This window comes from Peribacillus sp. SRI_006 (assembly GCF_057586375.1).
On record NZ_JBYCZT010000006.1, the window covers coordinates 227,925 to 246,979 of the forward strand.

Annotated in this window: 19 protein-coding genes and 1 tRNA gene; 3 read left to right on the plus strand and 17 right to left on the minus strand. The window is 42.5% G+C overall.

The features are described from left to right. Nucleotides 1–177: 177 nt before the first annotated feature. Complete coding sequence (locus tag AC2YHV_RS10785) at nucleotides 178–720, plus strand: hypothetical protein (RefSeq protein WP_283929621.1); 543 nt, start codon at nucleotides 178–180, stop codon at nucleotides 718–720. Nucleotides 721–774: 54 nt separating this feature from the next. Next, complete coding sequence (locus AC2YHV_RS10790; protein WP_487373187.1) at nucleotides 775–1,605, plus strand: M15 family metallopeptidase; 831 nt, start codon at nucleotides 775–777, stop codon at nucleotides 1,603–1,605. Between the two features lie 169 nt (nucleotides 1,606–1,774). Here the strand turns inward: AC2YHV_RS10790 and eno are convergent, their stop codons facing one another. From eno to AC2YHV_RS10835, 9 genes are all read right to left on the minus strand, one after another. Beyond that, nucleotides 1,775–3,070, minus strand: coding sequence for a phosphopyruvate hydratase (eno, locus tag AC2YHV_RS10795; protein ID WP_034309992.1), 1,296 nt, complete (start codon nucleotides 3,068–3,070; stop codon nucleotides 1,775–1,777). A 30-nt stretch (nucleotides 3,071–3,100) separates the two neighbouring features. Then, complete coding sequence (gene gpmI / locus AC2YHV_RS10800; protein WP_034309990.1) at nucleotides 3,101–4,636, minus strand: 2,3-bisphosphoglycerate-independent phosphoglycerate mutase; 1,536 nt, start codon at nucleotides 4,634–4,636, stop codon at nucleotides 3,101–3,103. Beyond that, nucleotides 4,629–5,390 (minus strand): triose-phosphate isomerase, encoded by a 762-nt coding sequence (gene tpiA / locus AC2YHV_RS10805; RefSeq protein ID WP_048688041.1) that lies wholly within the window; start codon nucleotides 5,388–5,390, stop codon nucleotides 4,629–4,631. Before tpiA ends, gpmI begins: the two co-directional genes overlap by 8 nt. 46 nt (nucleotides 5,391–5,436) lie before the next feature. Beyond that, a complete protein-coding gene (locus AC2YHV_RS10810) occupies nucleotides 5,437–6,621 on the minus strand; it encodes a phosphoglycerate kinase (protein ID WP_487373188.1) in 1,185 nt (394 codons plus the stop codon). A gap of 247 nt (nucleotides 6,622–6,868) precedes the next feature. Beyond that, entirely contained in the window at nucleotides 6,869–7,876 is a 1,008-nt protein-coding gene (gene gap / locus AC2YHV_RS10815) for a type I glyceraldehyde-3-phosphate dehydrogenase (RefSeq protein ID WP_034309982.1), read from the minus strand. A 32-nt stretch (nucleotides 7,877–7,908) separates the two neighbouring features. Further along, a complete protein-coding gene (locus tag AC2YHV_RS10820) occupies nucleotides 7,909–8,943 on the minus strand; it encodes a sugar-binding transcriptional regulator (protein ID WP_487373189.1) in 1,035 nt (344 codons plus the stop codon). Nucleotides 8,944–9,082: 139 nt separating this feature from the next. Further along, the gene (locus AC2YHV_RS10825; RefSeq protein ID WP_377330560.1) at nucleotides 9,083–9,331 is read right to left on the minus strand and encodes a glutaredoxin family protein; all 249 of its coding nucleotides are present in this window, start codon (nucleotides 9,329–9,331) and stop codon (nucleotides 9,083–9,085) included. 9 nt (nucleotides 9,332–9,340) lie between these two features. Continuing rightward, nucleotides 9,341–10,678 (minus strand): RNA polymerase factor sigma-54, encoded by a 1,338-nt coding sequence (gene rpoN / locus AC2YHV_RS10830; RefSeq protein ID WP_222620024.1) that lies wholly within the window; start codon nucleotides 10,676–10,678, stop codon nucleotides 9,341–9,343. 313 nt (nucleotides 10,679–10,991) lie between these two features. Continuing rightward, nucleotides 10,992–11,063, minus strand: a tRNA-Arg gene (locus tag AC2YHV_RS10835). Nucleotides 11,064–11,352: 289 nt separating this feature from the next. Here AC2YHV_RS10835 and clpP point away from each other — a divergent pair. After that, nucleotides 11,353–11,958, plus strand: a complete 606-nt coding sequence (gene clpP / locus AC2YHV_RS10840) for an ATP-dependent Clp endopeptidase proteolytic subunit ClpP (RefSeq protein WP_034309977.1) — start codon at nucleotides 11,353–11,355, stop codon at nucleotides 11,956–11,958. A gap of 101 nt (nucleotides 11,959–12,059) precedes the next feature. Here clpP and AC2YHV_RS10845 read toward each other — a convergent pair whose 3' ends face one another. The 8 genes from AC2YHV_RS10845 to AC2YHV_RS10880 form a co-directional block, all read right to left on the minus strand. After that, the gene (locus tag AC2YHV_RS10845; RefSeq protein WP_034309974.1) at nucleotides 12,060–12,317 is read right to left on the minus strand and encodes an HPr family phosphocarrier protein; all 258 of its coding nucleotides are present in this window, start codon (nucleotides 12,315–12,317) and stop codon (nucleotides 12,060–12,062) included. Between the two features lie 20 nt (nucleotides 12,318–12,337). Continuing rightward, the gene (gene whiA / locus AC2YHV_RS10850) at nucleotides 12,338–13,291 is read right to left on the minus strand and encodes a DNA-binding protein WhiA (protein ID WP_034309971.1); all 954 of its coding nucleotides are present in this window, start codon (nucleotides 13,289–13,291) and stop codon (nucleotides 12,338–12,340) included. A 67-nt stretch (nucleotides 13,292–13,358) separates the two neighbouring features. Beyond that, entirely contained in the window at nucleotides 13,359–14,345 is a 987-nt protein-coding gene (locus AC2YHV_RS10855; protein WP_057278110.1) for a gluconeogenesis factor YvcK family protein, read from the minus strand. Beyond that, nucleotides 14,335–15,234 carry an RNase adapter RapZ gene (rapZ, locus tag AC2YHV_RS10860; RefSeq protein ID WP_034309965.1) on the minus strand — a complete coding sequence of 300 codons (900 nt, stop codon included), beginning with the start codon at nucleotides 15,232–15,234 and terminating at the stop codon, nucleotides 14,335–14,337. Before rapZ ends, AC2YHV_RS10855 begins: the two co-directional genes overlap by 11 nt. A 45-nt stretch (nucleotides 15,235–15,279) precedes the next feature. After that, complete coding sequence (locus AC2YHV_RS10865; RefSeq protein ID WP_053536815.1) at nucleotides 15,280–15,738, minus strand: NUDIX hydrolase; 459 nt, start codon at nucleotides 15,736–15,738, stop codon at nucleotides 15,280–15,282. Nucleotides 15,739–16,296: 558 nt separating this feature from the next. Next, nucleotides 16,297–17,244, minus strand: a complete 948-nt coding sequence (gene trxB, locus AC2YHV_RS10870) for a thioredoxin-disulfide reductase (protein ID WP_034309960.1) — start codon at nucleotides 17,242–17,244, stop codon at nucleotides 16,297–16,299. 103 nt (nucleotides 17,245–17,347) lie between these two features. Further along, on the minus strand, nucleotides 17,348–18,850 hold the full coding sequence (locus AC2YHV_RS10875) for a tetratricopeptide repeat protein (protein ID WP_053536816.1): 1,503 nt from the start codon (nucleotides 18,848–18,850) through the stop codon (nucleotides 17,348–17,350). After that, nucleotides 18,843–19,022 (minus strand): hypothetical protein, encoded by a 180-nt coding sequence (locus AC2YHV_RS10880; RefSeq protein WP_487373190.1) that lies wholly within the window; start codon nucleotides 19,020–19,022, stop codon nucleotides 18,843–18,845. The genes AC2YHV_RS10875 and AC2YHV_RS10880 overlap by 8 nt, the downstream gene beginning before the upstream one ends. Nucleotides 19,023–19,055 lie beyond the last annotated feature (33 nt).

The window sequence follows — 19,055 nt, forward strand, 5'->3', positions numbered from 1 at the left end:
GCAATTACACCTCCTGAAGAACCAATAAACAATTACTTTAACTTTACCACACCCAATAAATATCCACAATCTTTGTTATACTATGATGGTAAGAATTCCTAAAAACCCATAGTCATTTATTTTCTTTTTGAATCAAAGTTTGAGATAATTTGCATAAATAGAGAAAGAGGTGTCAACATGTTTAAGTCCATACTACGGATTCTTGATCTCCTGACCATCCTATTCTCGGCGGTTGCCGGCTATTCTTTATGGGCAGGCGGAAGCAATTTCTTCAGCGTCCTATTAATCATCCTATCACCGCTTCTATTGCTGCTGGCAAAGTATCACGGAAATCGATACTTATTATTTGCTGCATATATCACGACAACCGTTTATTTTACTGCTATTATTTATAATGGACTTTCCAATAGCGGTATCGACTTTTTCCAATCAAGCTTCCATGTCCTCCTGATCGGGGCAGCAGCCGCCTTGCTGAGCGTCATAGCGGCGGTCATTGGGTTCGGGACCAATACCCTTACGATTCTTTGGTTATCGCTTCACGCCCTTGTCACATTCGAGACAATCAGGATGTCATCCGGTTTCCTTTCGAGCTTTTGGTCTGATCCCGTCGTGGAAACCGCAATCCGTAACGATTATCCATTTTTACTGATGGTCGTCTGGATTGGCTTATTTCTTGATAAATATCAAAGTGAATTAACAAGGGATTACTTATCACGATAATTTTCAAAACTACTTTTATTGGAAATCTTATATTAAAAGCAAGGGGCCTTTCATATGTTAAAACCTATATTTGCAGCAACCGCTCTATCATCTTTCATTCTGATGGCTGGCTGTTCATCCGACCTGACCAGTGAGCATGAAAAAGAGCAAAAAGAAGAACAACCGAGCTCCCAGGAGACTGAGAAGGAGACTGAGACCGACAAGAATAACGATTCAAAAGAATCGGCCCAACGCCAGGTGGAAGTTGATGAAACGGCTAAACCCGGACAGGCTGGCCTTCAGACATTAGCCCATCCGGAAGGCATTCCTGTACTTGTCAATAAACAATACAGCCTGCCTGAAGATTACAAACCTGCTGACCTCATCTACCCAAAAGTGGATTTCATCTTTGAAGATAAAATTGAAAAAAGAATGATGCGCGAAGAAGCGGGAAAGGCACTTGAAGTAATGTTCCAATCTGCCGAAAAAGAAAACATGCACTTTGCCGGCGTTTCCGCTTATCGCTCTCACCAAAGACAGATCGAGGTCTTTAATAACTATGTGGCTAAGGACGGGGAAGAAAAGGCGAAAACCTACAGTGCAATGCCTGGGACAAGCGAACATGAAACGGGCCTGGCTATTGATGTCACGACCCACGATGGGGCTTGCGCTGCCCAAGACTGCTTCGGTGATACGAATGAAGCTGCCTGGCTTGCTGAACATGCACATGAATACGGATTTATCATTCGCTACCCTGAAGGCAAGGAAAACATCACAGGTTATAAATACGAACCATGGCATATCCGCTATGTTGGTGTCGATGCCGCAACTGAAATCTTTGAAGCGAAGATTACATTAGAAGAATACTATAATGCCGTACCAGTGGAAGCTGTATCGAGTAAATAAAAAAAGGTGCCCGGATGCGGCACCTTTTTTTATATTAATCAAACGTTTGATTAAATCCTTTCAAGCTGGAAACAGTCACTGATTTATGGACATAAAAAACCTCCTATTCAATGTGGATGGCCACATTGAATAGGAGGGAAAATTTCTGTAATCCATCTTCTGGCAAAGATTACTTTTTCAAGTTATAGAAAGATTTCAAGCCGCCATATACAGCCAAGTCACCAAGTTGGTCTTCGATGCGAAGAAGTTGGTTGTATTTAGCGATACGGTCCGTACGGGACATGGAACCGGTTTTGATTTGTCCTGCGTTTGTTGCAACGGCGATATCAGCGATCGTTGCATCTTCCGTTTCACCTGAACGGTGGGAAACGACTGCAGTGTAGCCTGCGCGTTTAGCCATTTCGATTGCATCAAACGTTTCGGTCAGTGTACCAATTTGGTTCACTTTGATCAGGATGGAGTTACCGATGCCTTTTTCGATGCCTTCAGCCAATTTTTTCGTGTTCGTTACGAAAAGATCGTCACCAACAAGCTGAACTTTAGAACCGATGCGTTCCGTTAGAAGCTTGTGGCCATCCCAGTCATTTTCATCCAGGCCGTCTTCGATGGAGATAATAGGGAATTCATTCACTAGCTCTTCATAGAAAGCAACCATTTCTTCGGATGTAACACCATTGCGGCCTTCGCCTGCAAGATCATATTTGCCTGTTTCTTTGTTATAGAATTCAGATGAAGCCACGTCCATGCCAAGGTAGATATCTTCGCCTGCTTTGTAGCCAGCTTTTTCAATTGCCTCGATGATGACTTGAAGCGCTTCACGGTTTGAACCAAGGTTTGGCGCAAAGCCGCCTTCATCGCCGACTGCCGTATTCAAGCCTTTGGCTGAAAGGACAGATTTCAAGGCATGGAATACTTCTGCACCCATACGAACTGCTTCTTTGAAGCTAGGAGCCCCTACAGGAAGGATCATGAATTCCTGGAAGTCAACATTGTTATCGGCATGTGATCCGCCGTTAATGATGTTCATCATTGGAGTCGGAAGTTGTTTCGCATTGAACCCACCAAGGTAACGATACAATGGTAATCCAGAAAATTCCGCAGCGGCATGGGCAGCAGCCATTGATACGCCAAGGATTGCATTGGCTCCCAAGTTACCTTTGTTTTCAGTGCCATCCAATTCAATCATAGTAAGGTCAAGGCCTGCTTGGTTCGTTACATCCAAACCGATGACAGCTTCAGCAATGATATCATTTACATTATCGACTGCTTTTTGTACCCCTTTACCCAGGTAGCGAGATTTATCCCCGTCACGAAGCTCAACAGCTTCGTGTTCTCCTGTTGAAGCACCTGATGGTACGATTGCACGTCCGAAGTATCCGGACTCTGTTTGGATTTCTACTTCTATTGTTGGGTTACCACGTGAATCTAGCACTTCGCGTGCATATACATGTTCGATGTACGGCATTATAAATCTCTCCTTTTCCTATTCACAATTTTATTTAGATAATAGGGATTCCCCTGTCATTTCAACAGGTTTTTCGACTCCAAGCAAATCAAGCATCGTTGGAGCTAAATCGCCTAAGATACCACCTGTTCTTAATGTTACCTGATTTTTAGTGATAATGACAGGAACGGGATTCGTAGTATGGGCTGTCATCGGGTTGCCTTCTAGCGTTACCACTTCATCAGCATTCCCATGGTCAGCGGTGATGATCGCTGTACCGCCTTTTGAGACGATTAAATCGACAATCCTGCCTAGGCATTCATCCACTGTTTCAATCGCTTTAATGGTAGGCTCAAGCATCCCTGAATGACCGACCATATCCGGGTTGGCAAAATTCAAGAGAATGGCATCAAAACGGTCAGCCTCAATTTGTTCCACCAATGCATCCGTCACTTCATAAGCACTCATTTCCGGTTGTAAATCATATGTAGCGACTTTTGGAGAATTAATTAAAATCCTCTCTTCACCAGGAAACTTCTCTTCACGTCCGCCGCTCATGAAAAACGTCACATGCGGATATTTTTCAGTTTCGGCGATACGAAGCTGGGTAAGCTGGTTTTGGGAAAGTACTTCCCCTAATGTATTATCAAGATTTGTCGGATTAAATGCAACATATCCGTCAACTGTTTCTGAAAAATGTGTCAAGCAGACAAAATGGAGATGCTTCGGATGTCCAGGACCGCGGTCAAATGAGCGGAAATCCTCATTCGTGAACGTATTGGAAATCTGGATCGCCCGGTCTGGACGGAAGTTATAAAAGATTACGGCATCATCATCTTTAATCGTTGCCACCGGTTTACCGTCTTCCGCCGTTATGACTGAAGGTATCACGAACTCGTCGAAAATTCCATGTTCGTACGAATCCTCGACACATTCCATCGCAGAAGAGTAAGCAGGGCCATCACCATACACCATCGAACGGTAGGATTTCTCCACACGTTCCCAGCGCTTATCACGGTCCATCGAATAATATCTTCCGGAAATGGTCGCAAACTGACCAACACCGATTTCCTTCATTTTCGCTTCCGCTTCCTTAATATAACCCTGTGCCGTTTTCGGTCCGACATCACGGCCATCTAAAAATGCATGTACATATACATTTTTAACTCCTTCTTTAGCGGCCAATTTCAAAAGGGCATACATATGATCGATATGACTATGCACGCCGCCATCTGAAAGAAGACCGAAAAGATGAAGGTCCGTGCCTTTTTTCTTGGTATGGCTCATGGCATCGACCAAAGTTGGGTTTTGTGCAAACTCACCTTCACGTATTGCCAGGTTCACTCGGGTCAGGCTTTGATAAACGATCCGTCCTGCCCCGATATTCAAATGGCCCACTTCCGAGTTCCCCATTTGACCGGCAGGCAAGCCGACCGCTTCCCCGCTTGCAGTTAAATGGGAGTGCGGATACTGTTCCCAATATCGGTCAAAGTTCGGTTTTTTCGCATGAAAAACAGCATTACCCTTTTCTTCGTTACGGCAGCCAAAACCGTCTAAGATGATAAGTGCCACAGGCGACTTACTCATAGTGACCAGCCTCCAGCAATTGTAAAAATGAATCGGATTTCAAGCTAGCACCGCCAACCAATGCACCGTCTATATCAGGTTGTGCCATGTACTCTTTAATATTCTCAGGTTTTACACTGCCACCGTACTGAATGCGGATGGCTGCAGCTGCTTCATTTGAAAATTTGTCGGCAACGACTGAGCGGATATGCGCACAAACTTCATTAGCATCTTGAGCAGATGACGATTTTCCTGTTCCAATCGCCCAAATCGGCTCATATGCAATAACGGCTTGTTTCAATTGATCGTCAGATAATCCTGCTAGGCCTTTCTCAATCTGGCTGCCTACGAAATCATTCGTTTCGCCAGCTTCCCTTTGCTCAAGTGTTTCACCGCAGCAAACGATCGGGGTCAACTGGTGGGCAAAAGCGGCATGAGCTTTTTTATTAACGGCTTCATCCGTTTCGTTGAACATTTCCCTGCGCTCAGAATGACCAAGTATGACGTAGGATACCCCAAGATCAGCCAAGGCGATTGGGCTGATTTCTCCTGTGAAAGCACCGCTTTCTTCAAAGTGCATGTTCTGTGCCCCGATTTTCACATCGGTTCCTTTTGCTGCTTGAACGAGCTGATCCAAAAATAAAGCTGGAGCACATACAACCGTATCGATTACATCTTGCTTCGGAATCAAATTGCTCACTTCTTCTAAAAAGGCAGTCGCTTCAGATAGTGTTTTATTCATTTTCCAGTTTCCTGCAATAATCGGTTTACGCATTTGGTTTCTCATCCCTTCTAATGTTGAAATATGTAACGGTTCAATCTTATTTATCGTTCAAGGCTACAACGCCAGGCAACTCTTTGCCTTCCATGAACTCAAGAGATGCACCGCCGCCAGTTGAAATATGGGACATCTTTTCTGCCAGTCCAAACTTTTCTGCAGCTGCGGCCGAGTCTCCTCCGCCAACAATGCTGTACGTATCATTTGCTTCCGCCAAGGCTTGAGCAACGGTTCTCGTTCCATTCGCAAATTTATCGAACTCGAATACACCCATTGGTCCATTCCAAATGACAAGCTTGGAACTTTTGATTACATCCGCAAATAATTCACTTGTTTTTGGTCCGATATCAAGAGCCATTTTATCACTTGGAATAGCATCGATATCGACATTATCCGCCTCTGCATCAGGTGAAAATTCAGCAGTTACGACTGCATCGATAGGCAAGTGAAGTTTTACGCCTTTTTCTTTTGCACTTTCGATGAAAGATTTGGCCAATTCTATTTTGTCTTCTTCCAATAAAGAATTACCGATTTCATGACCTTGCGCTTTAATGAATGTGTAACCCAATCCACCACCAATGATCAAGTGATCGACTTTTTCCAAAAGGTTTTCGATAACGCCTATCTTATCCTTTACTTTTGCTCCGCCAATTATAGCTGTAAAAGGACGTTCTGGGTTGGATAGGGCTTTTCCAAGTACAGAAAGCTCTTTTTCCATCAGCAATCCAGCAACGGCCGGGAGATGGTGAGCTATTCCTTCAGTTGAAGCATGTGCACGGTGCGCAGCTCCGAATGCATCGTTAACATAAACATCAGCCAGTGCCGCAAATGACTTCGCCAATTCTTGATCGTTCTTCTCTTCTCCTGGATAGAAACGAACGTTTTCCAACAACAGGATCTCGCCATTTTGCATGTTTTCAATGATTGATTGAACGGTCTCGCCGTATGCTTCTTCTGCGTTTTGCACATCTTTGCCGCTAAGTTCGCTTAGTCTTTCCGCAACAGGTGCTAAACGCAATTCTTCTACGACTTGTCCTTTAGGACGGCCAAGATGGCTGGCTAAGATGACTTTTGCGCCTTGTTCTGTCAAATAGGAAATCGTCGGCAGTGCAGCCTTGATTCTCGTATCATCCGAGATCTTTCCGTCCTGCATCGGCACGTTGAAATCAACACGGCAAAATACGCGTTTCCCCTTTAATTCAATATCTTTAATTGACTTTTTATTCATAATCCAAGAACCTCCTTAGATATTGTTATCATATTTTTGATTCTTTTAGCCAAAAAGGGAGAGGGTAAATTTCCCAACTCCCCTTTTCTCTTTTTCATTATAGTCGGTTTCCAGGAAATTATCCAAAAACAAGAAATGTAAACGCTTGACTGATTAATGACTTACTAATAATATCATCTTCTGCCAAGTTTTTTTAGGGCTGTGATAAAAAAAACCTCACCTTGGTGAGGTTTTTTTATTATTCTAATTACAATCCTTTTTTAGCCAAATAGTCAATCAAATCAACAACACGGCTTGAATATCCTGTTTCATTATCATACCAAGATAATACTTTAACCATGTTTCCTTCCATTACCATTGTGGAAAGGGCATCGATTGTAGATGATGATGGGTTACCGTTATAGTCAGTTGATACTAGCGGAAGTTCGCTGTACTCAAGGATTCCTTTTAATTCACCTTCAGAAGCCTTTTTGAATGCTGCATTAACTTCTTCAACTGTTGTGTCTTTTTCAAGTTCAGCAACAAGGTCGACAACAGACACGTTTGGAGTAGGTACACGCATTGCCATACCATTCAATTTCCCTTTAAGTTCAGGAAGGACAAGTGCAACAGCTTTTGCTGCCCCAGTTGTTGTAGGAATGATATTCTCGGCAGCTGCACGTGCACGACGGTAATCTTTATGAGGCAAATCAAGGATTTGCTGATCATTTGTATAAGAGTGAACAGTAGTCATCATACCGCGTTTGATTCCGAATTGTTCATGAAGCACTTTAGCAAATGGAGCTAAGCAGTTCGTTGTACAAGAAGCATTAGAGATTACATGGTGGTTTGCTGCATCATATTTGTCTTCGTTTACACCCATGACGATCGTGATATCTTCATCAGATGCAGGAGCAGAGATGATTACTTTTTTCGCGCCAGCTTCTAAATGCTTAGCTGCATCCGCACGTTTTGTGAAACGTCCAGTAGATTCCACAACTACTTCTACTCCCAGTTCACCCCATGCTAATTGTGCAGGATCACGTTCAGCCAATACTTTTACTTTGTGACCATCAACAACAAGGTAATCCCCATCAACTGCTACTTTTTCATTAAGAGACCCATGAATTGTATCGTATTGAAGAAGGTGCGCTAACATATTAGCATCCGTTAAGTCGTTAATAGCAACAATCTCTACCCCAGGATTACTCAATGCTGCACGAAATACATTACGTCCAATACGTCCAAAACCATTAATACCAACTTTTACTGCCATGAAAAATTCCTCCTTTTAAGTTCGCAAATATATTAAGGGGTGTAATTCCCCTGAATTAACTCTTGTGCCGCAGCTTCATCCGTGATCAAAACGGTCGATGAAGGTGCGCCTTTCATGTAGGAACGGATAGCCTTTGCTTTAGTTTTGCCACCTGCCACAGTTATCACTCGCTTTTCAGGGCTAAGATCATCTAACTGGATGCCGACTGTCAAAACTTTATGAACAACTTTGCCGTTTTCATCGTAATAATAACCGAATGCCTCTCCTACAGCATTTCCATCTAACAGCTTCTTTAACATTTCTGGCGAAGAATTTCTTCTCTCTGCCATCGCCATGGCATCACCGATTCCATGAATGATCATATCGGCAGACTTGATTTGGGAAATCACTTCTTTAATTGCAGGTTCCTTCTGAAATGATGCATAAACCTCACCGCTTAATTGATCGGGTACATATAACACTCTGTAGGAGGCTTGAGCCTTCTGTGCCATTTTTTCGACAATCGTATTGGCCTGATTCTGCACCGCTTCACCAATTCCCCCGCGTGCTGGGACAAATGTCAATTTCCTGGATCCTTCATCAGGTGACAACGAATTAGCCACTTCGGCCATTGTCGATCCGCCAGTAACCGCAATGATATTCTTTGAGTTCCATTCTCGTTTCATACGGTTTGCACAAGCTTTACCCAATTCTTTTTTCACCCATGGGGTTTCATCACAATTTCCTGAGACAATTATGACTTCATCCACTTGTAACAAATCCTGCAATTGCTTTTCCATTATGTCTATACCCATTACTTCACGCATTATTCCTTCTAACTTATCCAGGATTTCAATCCCTTCATCAGTCAGCGTCATGCCAGAGCTGAAGATGTTAACCAGGTTCTGACTTTTCAGAAAATCAACCTCGCCTCTAAGCGTCCGCTCTGTCAAATTAAGGCTCACGGACAGACTGCGCCTTCCAACCGGCTGCATCATTTTGATATAACGCAGGATATCATATCTTTTTTGCATAACCAAAAGGAAATCGGGCAATAATTTTCTTTGTACCTCGAGTAATGTACGCATATTTAAAACTCCTAAAAAGTTAAGTTGGACATTTAACGTCCCGCGTAGTCATTTTCTGTCCCACTTAAAACAAAAAAATATTCCTGCTACATATTTTATTCTAGCAGGAACGGAATGTTTCTTCAAATGATTTGAAAAATTATTTTTCCAAAAGCCTATTTAGAGCTGATTTATCAACGTTTCCGAACTGAACGATTTCATCTTTCCATTCAACGACAGGAATCATCAGCCCGAATCTCTCAAGCAAATCATCATCGGTATGGATATCGATTTCCTTATAGCCTATGCCTGACTCCACTTTCACTTCTTCGAGTACCTGCTTGGCTTTATCACATAACGGGCATTTATCCCTACTATATAAAACAAACGCGTTCGTTTCCAAAACCACTCACCCTTTTCAGTCATATCTTTTTCGTTTTGATGAAGAAGGGATCCCTAATTGTTCCCGGTACTTGGCAACGGTTCGGCGTGCCAGGATAATTCCATGCTCTTCCTTCAGCCGTTCTGCCAAGTCTTGATCCGAAAGCGGCTTTTGTTTATTTTCCCCATTGATGGCTGCCTGGAGGCTCTTTTTCGCTTGCATGCCCGACATATCCTCATCAAGGCCGACCGACTGTAAAGAAGTAGTGAAAAATATCCGCATCTCTATCGTGCCAAATGGTGTCTGTACGTACTTCCCCTTAACTGCCCGGCTTACTGTGGACTCATGTATGCCAAGTTCGTCTGCGATTTCTTTCATCGTCATCGGCTTCAAATAGTTCAGGCCATGATGAAAGCACGCCGGCTGTTTTTCGACGATGCACTGAATAACCTTCAATATCGTTTCTTTTCTCTGTTGGATTCCCCTGGAGATCCATTGGTATTCCTGCCACTTATCCTGGATAAACCGCTGAACTCCCTGATCTTTATGGCTCTTCATTCGGTTTAAATACCCTTTATCCACATTAAGATTGGGTGTGTTACCATCATAATTCCCGACAAGCAGCATGCCATCCCGAACTTCCACGACCACATCCGGCACTATATAAGAAGGTTTTTCCTGAAAAAAGAGTGATGCCGGACGCGGGTTCAACGTCTGGACATAATCAAAGACCTCTTGAATCTCCTTCAGTGTAACACCGATTTTCTTACTTAGGTCTTTCCAGCGCTTTTCAGCAAAATCGAGGAAATGGTTTTCTATGATCGATTCTGCCAGCAGATTCTCCCCTTCTGCTTTCACTTGAAGCAAAAGGCACTCTTGAAGATTCCTCGCTCCGATGCCATGCGGTTCGAGTTCCTGTAAAATCGAGAGACACTCTTCCAAAACGGCCGGAGATATGCCTGGGATGCATATATCATCCAGCTGAGTCCTTAAGTAACCGTTTTCATCAAGGTTATGAATTAATAGAAGCATTGCCTTTTGCTGCTCACCGGAAAACTGCTGGTGATTCACTTGGGACATGATATGCTGTTCCAGCGATATGGTATCTTCACTGATCTGTTCAATCCAATAGTTGGCATCATACGTATTTTTAAGAGTCCGTTTACCTTTTTTGCGGTCAAAAGTTGGCTGAAATAAAGAAGATGTTGGCTGATCTATTGACAGTAATGGGTTCTCCACCATTTTATTTTCTAAAAAAGCCGATAGCTCCTGCGAGGAGTATTGCAGCAATGTAATAGCTTGCATGAGCTCCTGGGTCATTGCCATCTTTAATGTTTGCTGTTGAAAAAGTCCTGCTTTCATATTCATACTCATCGATTCATCCCTCCCCCACTCCATTTTACATTATCAGGAGAAAATTCTACACAAAAACCCATGAAAACGCTTACGTTTTTTTCTGAATAGTTTATTTGTTTTAAATACTATATGTTAGAAACGCAAATTTAACAACTACTTTTATTGAAAAATCACCATTTTTCAATAGTGTGGGCGAATATTTTCAAGACAGGATCGACATTACAGGATTCGATGGAATATTACGGAAAATGAGCAAATTCGGCAAAAATTTTAACTCTCCTAAAAATGACCAATAAAAAATCCCCCACTTTATTAAGCAGAAGATTGGTAATGCCCTCGGCAGGAATCGAACCTGCATTTCAAGCTTCGGAGGCTTGCGTTCTATCCGTTGCACTACGAGGGCGTAATAGAAAATATGTTTTCAACAGACTTCATTATATGATAGAATTCCCTCCTTTGCAAGGGTTATCAGGTTTAAAACTTTATCATTTGGGTATTATGGGTAATGTGGAAATTCATCCCTGTGCGGCATAATATATAAAACATTCTATCAGGAAGGAGCCTTAGCCAGAAAATTGTCGAACAAATTATCCATAATAGGGTTTGTTTTGTTTGACCTAAATTGACCAAAAAGTGTATCATACATACATAAAGAATTTAAATGATTCTCTTAATCGAAGGAGGAAATGAACATGAATTTAATTCCTACAGTTATCGAACAAACAAGTCGTGGGGAGCGTGCCTACGATATTTACTCCCGTTTATTAAAAGACCGGATCATTATGCTAGGAAGTGCAATTGACGATAATGTTTCCAACTCCATTGTTGCTCAATTACTATTTTTAGAAGCGGAAAATCCTGAAAAAGATATCACTCTATACATCAACAGCCCTGGCGGAAGCATCACTTCCGGTATGGCCATTTACGATACTATGCAATATATCAAACCTAATGTTTCGACAGTATGCATCGGTATGGCCGCTTCCATGGGTGCTTTCCTATTGGCCGCTGGCGAAAAAGGCAAACGTTATGCATTGCCAAACAGTGAAGTCATGATTCACCAACCACTTGGAGGAGCTCAAGGTCAAGCTACGGAAATTGAAATTGCTGCCCGCCGTATCCTTCACTTGAAAGATAAACTGAACCAAATCTTGGCAGAACGTACGGGTCAACCTATCGAAGTCCTTCAAAGAGATACGGAACGTGATAACTTCATGACTTCCGAAAGAGCTCTTGAATATGGCTTGATTGACAAAGTCATCACGCGCAGCGTTCTTGATGATAAAAACTCTAAGTAATCCTGCAACAAAAGAAAGGCTCCGGACATCGCCATAAGCGACTTCCGGAGCCTTTTTTTCCATGATAAAAGAAAAGGATGCACATTTAGGCATCCCCTTTTTTAACCCTCTTGCTGAACGAACTCTTCCAATGCTTCTAATGCTTCTTTTTCATCGCGTCCTTCAATGATTAACTTCACGGACACACCAGAACTGATGGCAAGGCTCATTAATCCCATTATACTTTTTGCATTCACTTTCTTTCCTTCTTTTTCAAGAAAAACATCTGAATGAAAGCGGTTAGCTTCTTGTACAAAAAGAGCCGCCGGCCGAGCTTGCAAACCCGTTTTCAATTTTACCTCAACTTGTTTCTCCACCATCTTGATCTCCCCTGTTAGCTTTATTTTTTCGCAGCAATAGCCTCTCCCCCACGGAGCCTGTCAGCTATTTCATCAATCTTTCGCAATCGGTGATTAATCCCGGACTTACTGATGGTTCCCCCGGATACCATTTCCCCAAGTTCCTTTAAGGTTATATCCTGAAACGCTATCCTAAGCTCCGCAATTTCCCGAAGCTTATCCGGTAAAATGCTAAGTCCTACCGTATCCTCGATATAATGGATATTTTCAACCTGTCGCAATGATGCCCCGATCGTTTTGTTCAAATTGGCTGTTTCACAATTCACAAGCCGATTCACTGAATTACGCATATCACGGACAATCCGTACATCCTCGAACCTTAATAAAGCTGAATGGGCGCCAACTATACTTAAAAACTCGGCAATCTTTTCGGCTTCTTTCAAATAAATGATGTACCCCTTCTTGCGTTCAAGTGTCTTGGCCTTCAAGCCAAACTTATTCATTAGCTCACAAAGTGCATCATTGTGCTCTTTATAAAGTGAGAAAATCTCAAGGTGATAGGAAGACGTTTCCGGATTGTTTACCGAACCCCCTGCAAGAAATGCACCTCTTAGATAAGAACGCTTACAGCATTTCTTCCCAACAATAGTATCGGATATATCATGGAGAATTTCAAAGCCATCGCCTAAAATTTCCAAATCGGTTAAAACCCGCTGCCCTCCGGATGACATCCTGACAATATATACATTGTTCTTTTTAAGCTTCATCTTCTTACGGACCAACAGCTCGACCTGGACCTCATAACTTTTTTTAAGCAGCGTATAAATCCTTCTGGCAATCGCAGCATTCTCAGTTTGAATATCCACAACAAGCTTCCGATTAGAAAATGAAAGGGATCCGTTCATCCGGATAAGCGCACACAATTCCGCTTTACCGCAGCAATCCTTTCCCTCTAATGTTGTAAGCTCTTTTTTTGTTTCTGAAGCAAAAGACATCCATTTCACCCCCAATCGAACGCAGGTAATCTATTTTTATCAATCAAAAAGCCGTCCCCGCTTATATCTACGGTTCTATGTGGCTTTTTGTTTCATTTACAAGCATATTATAAAGCAAATCCGCCACTTTTTTTGTATCATGGCGTATTACATTCCCTTCATAGCTGAAAATGCGTTCTTGTATGATTTCAAGACCCATCATTTTTAAGCTTTCCACATCATACATGACCGGTTTTGCATATTCAGCTTGATAGCGCTGCTGAATCTCGGTTGGTATTTCCTCATTATTAACAAGTATCCTGTCAATATATGCATTTCCCATATGGTCATATATCGCTTTTATATGATCACTCGCGCTATAATCCAGAGTCTCGCCGGCTTGTGTCATCAAATTGCAAATGTACACCTTCTTCGCCTTGGAACGGGCAACCTCTTCTCCTAAACCAGGGACAAGTAAGTTAGGCAGAATACTAGTATATAGGCTTCCTGGACCTATGACTATAAGATCTGCCTGCTTGATTTCCTGTAGAGTTTCACTAAGCGGCTTTATATGATGAGGAGACAGGAACACTTTTTTTATTTTCTTTCCTGAGAAGGGAATCTTGGACTCTCCTGTAACAATCGTGCCGTCATCCATCTCTGCATGGAGAACCACACTTTGATTCGCAGCCGGAAGCACTTTACCGCGGACATTAAGGAATTTACTCATTTCCTGGATCGCATGGACGAAATCCCCGGTCAGCGAAGTCATTGCCGCAAGTATCAAATTCCCCAGCGAATGCCCGGACAACTCATTTTTACTTTGAAAGCGATGCTGAAACATTTGTTCAACAAGGGGCTCTACATCCGATAACGCAGCCAGCACGTTACGAATATCACCCGGAGCGGGAATATCCATATCTTCGCGAAGGCGGCCTGAACTTCCACCATCATCAGCTACCGTTACGATTGCCGTTATATCCACCGGATGCTTCTTTAACCCTCTCAACAAAACAGGAAGGCCGGTTCCTCCACCGATGATCACAACCTTAGGCTGTTTCTTTTTATCTAACATCTGCTTTCCCCTTACTTTTTTCGATATCGCGATGTGATACTTGAACCCTGTAATCCTTTTTGAAGTGGTTTGAAATATACTCCGTCAATGCTACAGAACGATGCTGGCCGCCTGTACACCCAATGGCAACAACAAGCTGTGCTTTCCCTTCACGTTTATAATACGGAAGCATGAAAGCGAGCAGATCGGTCACTTTTTCCAAGAATTTTTGCGTTTCACTCCATTTTAAAACGTAACTAGACACTTCCTGTTCCAAGCCAGTCCTTGGCCTCATATGGTCAATATAATATGGATTTGGCAGGAACCGTACATCAAACACAAGGTCGGCATCTATCGGCAGACCATGCTTGAACCCGAACGACATGACATTGACTGTAAAACCGACACTTTTATCAGCAGAAAATTCCGAAGCGATTTTCTCCCTCAATTCGCGCGGTTTCAGTTGGGAAGTATTAAAGATCAACTGGGCCCTTCCCTTCAATTCGTCCAAAAGTTCCCGTTCCATTTTAATGCCTTCCAATGGCCGGCCTAATGGAGCAAGGGGATGGGTCCTTCTCGTTTCCTTATATCTGCGTACCAAGGAATCATCATCAGCTTCAAGAAAAAGGATTCTTGGTGATACTGCAGCTGCATCCGATAAATTATCCAGTGCAAGAAACAAGGAATCAAAAAATTCCCTTCCCCTTAAATCCATGACAAGAGCCACTTTATTCATCTTATTCCCGGAGTCCTTCATTAACTCCAAAAACTTTGGCAACAGCGTGGGCGGCAAATTATCGACGCAAAAAAAGCCGAGGTCTTCAAAACTTTGAACCGCCACTGTCTTACCTGCTCCGGACATTCCGGTAATGATGACCAATTGCGTTTCACTCATCTGCCCTGTACTCATAGTTTCTCCGCCCCCATGTATAGCAATCTTTTTTATCTCTAAAAATTAACCTGGATCCAACCGGTAAGAAAGCAGCTTGAACTCAGGCGTGTAGGTAAAGGTTCCATAGATGATCCCACTGCCATGAACCATATAATCCAGGATGTGAAAATCACCTTCAGCCATCATCAGCTTTTTAACATCTTCAACCGGATGCCAGCTAAGTTCCCCTTCTTCACAAACATCCACATTTATACCATCGGAATCCGTTGCAAAGAAAGTGAACATCATCCATTCTGATAAAACTTTATCTCCGTCCTTCATGATGAAGGTGAAAATACCTTTGATGGAAGGGTTTTTTAAATAAACGCCCGTTTCTTCGCGATATTCCCTAATGCAAGCATCGCGAACAGATTCCCCAGGTTCCATCTTGCCGCCTGGAGCTACCCACCATCCGCGTCTAGGCTTTTTCAATAAGAGGATTTGGTTATCTCTGATCAATACACAGTTTGTGACACGTTGCACGTTCTTCACCTCGATTGGCTCTGCTCGACTAATAGAAACCTTCACCCCCCGTGTTGAAGAGATTCAGTTTATATCCTTAAACCGCCGCAAGATATCCATTTGGCGATCTACAAATGCTAATAGTTCAAACAAGTTGTATTTTTCATCTTCTTACCATTATGAAAGATATATATATGTTTAGTATATCTTATCATTATACTATTTTTAAAATAAGCTAACAATAAAGTAAACTTCCTGCATTGGGGGAATCTTCAATCGCAAGGAATCACATAGGTAAGCCTTTATCCTGCTTACCTCCTATTCTTCTCCACTTTCGCTTCCTAAATGCAAAGGAACGACTTGTTTCACATTAAAAACCGCTGGGTACATCCTAAAAATTGGAACTAAAGATATAGTCTTAAAGCAGGAAAACAAAAAAAAGACACAGAAACTTATTCTGTGTCCTTAAACGTTTATAATTAAAGGGGGTCAACTTCTATCCCCTACTATACCGAATCATTATTTCACGCATGTTACAACCTCGTTAAAACGGAATTACGATTGTATATTCTTGTGAAATTAAGCCTTTGGCTGCAATTTTTCTTGAAGTTCCTCAACAAAATGCTGAGCGGATTGGGCGGCAATGCTTCCATCGCCTGTAGCTGTAACGATTTGGCGCAATGTTTTTTCACGAACATCACCTGCAGCGAAAATACCAGGTACACGTGTTTCCATCCGATCATTCGTTTCAATATAGCCTGTTGAGTTCAAGATGCCCAAGTTTTCAAATGGTTTCGTTAGCGGAAGCATTCCGATATAAATGAATACACCGTCTGCGTCCATCACTGTCTCTTCTCCGTTTTCAGTGGAAACTAGTGTGACACCGCCGACCTTGCCGCCTTTTTCATTGATTTCCTTCAAAGTGTGATTCCAGATGAAGTTAATTTTCTCATTGGCAAATGCACGATCTTGAAGAATCTTTTGAGCACGAAGTTCGTCACGTCTGTGAACGATCGTCACTTTCGAAGCAAAGCGGGTTAAGTACACACCCTCTTCAACAGCAGAGTCTCCGCCGCCGATAACGAACAGTTCTTTTTGCTTGAAGAATGCACCATCACAAACTGCACAATACGATACACCGCGGCCGCCCAATTCCTTTTCGCCAGGAACGCCGATTTTCTTGTATTCGGCACCAGATGAAATGATGATTGAACGTGCTTTGAATTCCTTTGAACCGGCTTTGATCGTTTTATACTCTTCACCGTCGATGATTTCCTTAACATCCCCATAGGCATACTCCGCACCGAATTTCTTTGCATGGTCAAACATTTTCGTTGAAAGTTCAGGTCCGAGTATAGTGTCGAATCCAGGATAATTTTCAACTTCCTCCGTATTGGCCATTTGCCCGCCCGGTACCCCGCGTTCTAACATCAATGTTGAAAGGTTCGCACGTGATGTATAGACAGCAGCCGTCATCCCTGCAGGACCAGCTCCAATAATAACAACGTCATAAATTTTTTCAGACATGTTTTCACTCCTCCATATTCCATTACAAATGGAACCTTCACTACGGTTAGTGTTCCCTACCTATTATCCTATATAACAAATAATTTTTCGTCCAAATATCTGCTCATCCGAGTAAGTTTTGAACCAACTTCACGTACTTAGATAAGGTGGACACCGAAATGAAATGTTTGTCTGCAATTGCCTGTTTGCTCGCCTTCTCACTTTTAAGCTGAATCCACACGTACTCCACCGCAGATGCCCATCCTGCAGGATTATTTAGCTTCTGCTCGGATTTCACCGCTTCTATGAAAACGGAAAACCACATTAAATAGAGCCCGGCTTCATTTAATTGTATCGGTTGGAAATGCTGATATAATAACTCAGCTGTGCGATCGGCAAAATCAATCGGTGTTAATTGGCGATCTTTAGCAGGACCTTGAACAAGTTCGGCATAATCACGTTCCAATTCAGTGAAATTCTGGTTTAGGTTGAGGACCTGGTTTTTCAATAGCTTCTGTTTATGAACCGAATGTTTCAGAAGGAAAATGGCAAAAAGCCTTTCTTCGATGAATTCACTTTCCAGCCTTTTTATAATAGAAGGAAAATGATGTTCAAAACCATCTGAAGTTGCATTCATATCTCCCCAAGGCTCCATGCCTTCCTTTTCCGGATTCATTTCCACGACCTTTTTCCATGCCTTTTTGGCAGCCTGTTCGTGGCCTAAGTGGTAAGCGGAAATGGTAAGCCAATAGTAGAAGGTTCCATCTCCTTCGAACCCTTGCTTTTGAAGTCCTTTAAGCCAATTATATGCAGAAGCATAATTTCCGATCAGAGCGAAGGTCGCTCCAAGCTTGAAACGGTGTTCGGATAGCATGGGCCTAATTTTCTCCAGCATCTGTATGAGCTCTTCAACCTTTGCCTCATCCTGTTGATAATGATGAAATACAACAAGGTTACAAAGCGCATGCAGGTTTCCCGGACTTTTTTCCAGTACCTCATCAAGTGTTGCAAAAGCTTCATTCACTTGACCAAGATAGAAATAGGCAAGTGCCAGGTTATTATAAGCGGACCAGTAATCCTCGTACTCGGCAATCGTTTCTTTCAGCACTTCGATCGCCTTCGGGAAATTGCCTGATTCCAGGTACTCGCGGGCTTGTTCCTGTTTGGTAATGAGCCCATCATGCTTAAAGGGATTTTCTTCTGACTCATCCGACTCAAAAGTTATCAATTCAAGCAAATCCTCTGCGTCATCGCTGAACTCCCCATCTTCTTCTTTATCAAGATAAGCACTGGCGTGACGATAAGCCTCCTTGAACATGCCTAAGTGGGCATAATTATTCGCCAGGAAGTAATGACATTCCGACATATAAGGATCCATCACATCCAAGATGTTTTCCAAAAGGTTGTTTGAATAATTATATTCACCGATTTCCGAACAAGTGATAGCCAATTGACAAGCTATCATCGGTTCAGCAGGTTCAAGTTCCAGCGCACGTTCCAGGTATTTCTTTGATTTAGGTAATTCCCGTCTATGATAAGCTTTTAAACCCTTGGTGAAATAATACTCACCTGTTGGGTGAAAGGTTAGAATTTTTGCCTGTTGGCCAAATTTAGAGTCTTTACTCATGTAATCCTCCATCTACAAGTTGATTAACCATAGTATTATAACATATTGGAGAAAATTTGCCGAACAATTCAAGAAAATGGAAAACGGGAATCATCATGCTTTCTTCAAGAAAAATTGAAGCATTTTCCCTGTCATATGTTGATTCACGATCACTGCCCGCCATCGTAAACACACACAAAAGCCCTCCTATTGACGGAGGGCAATC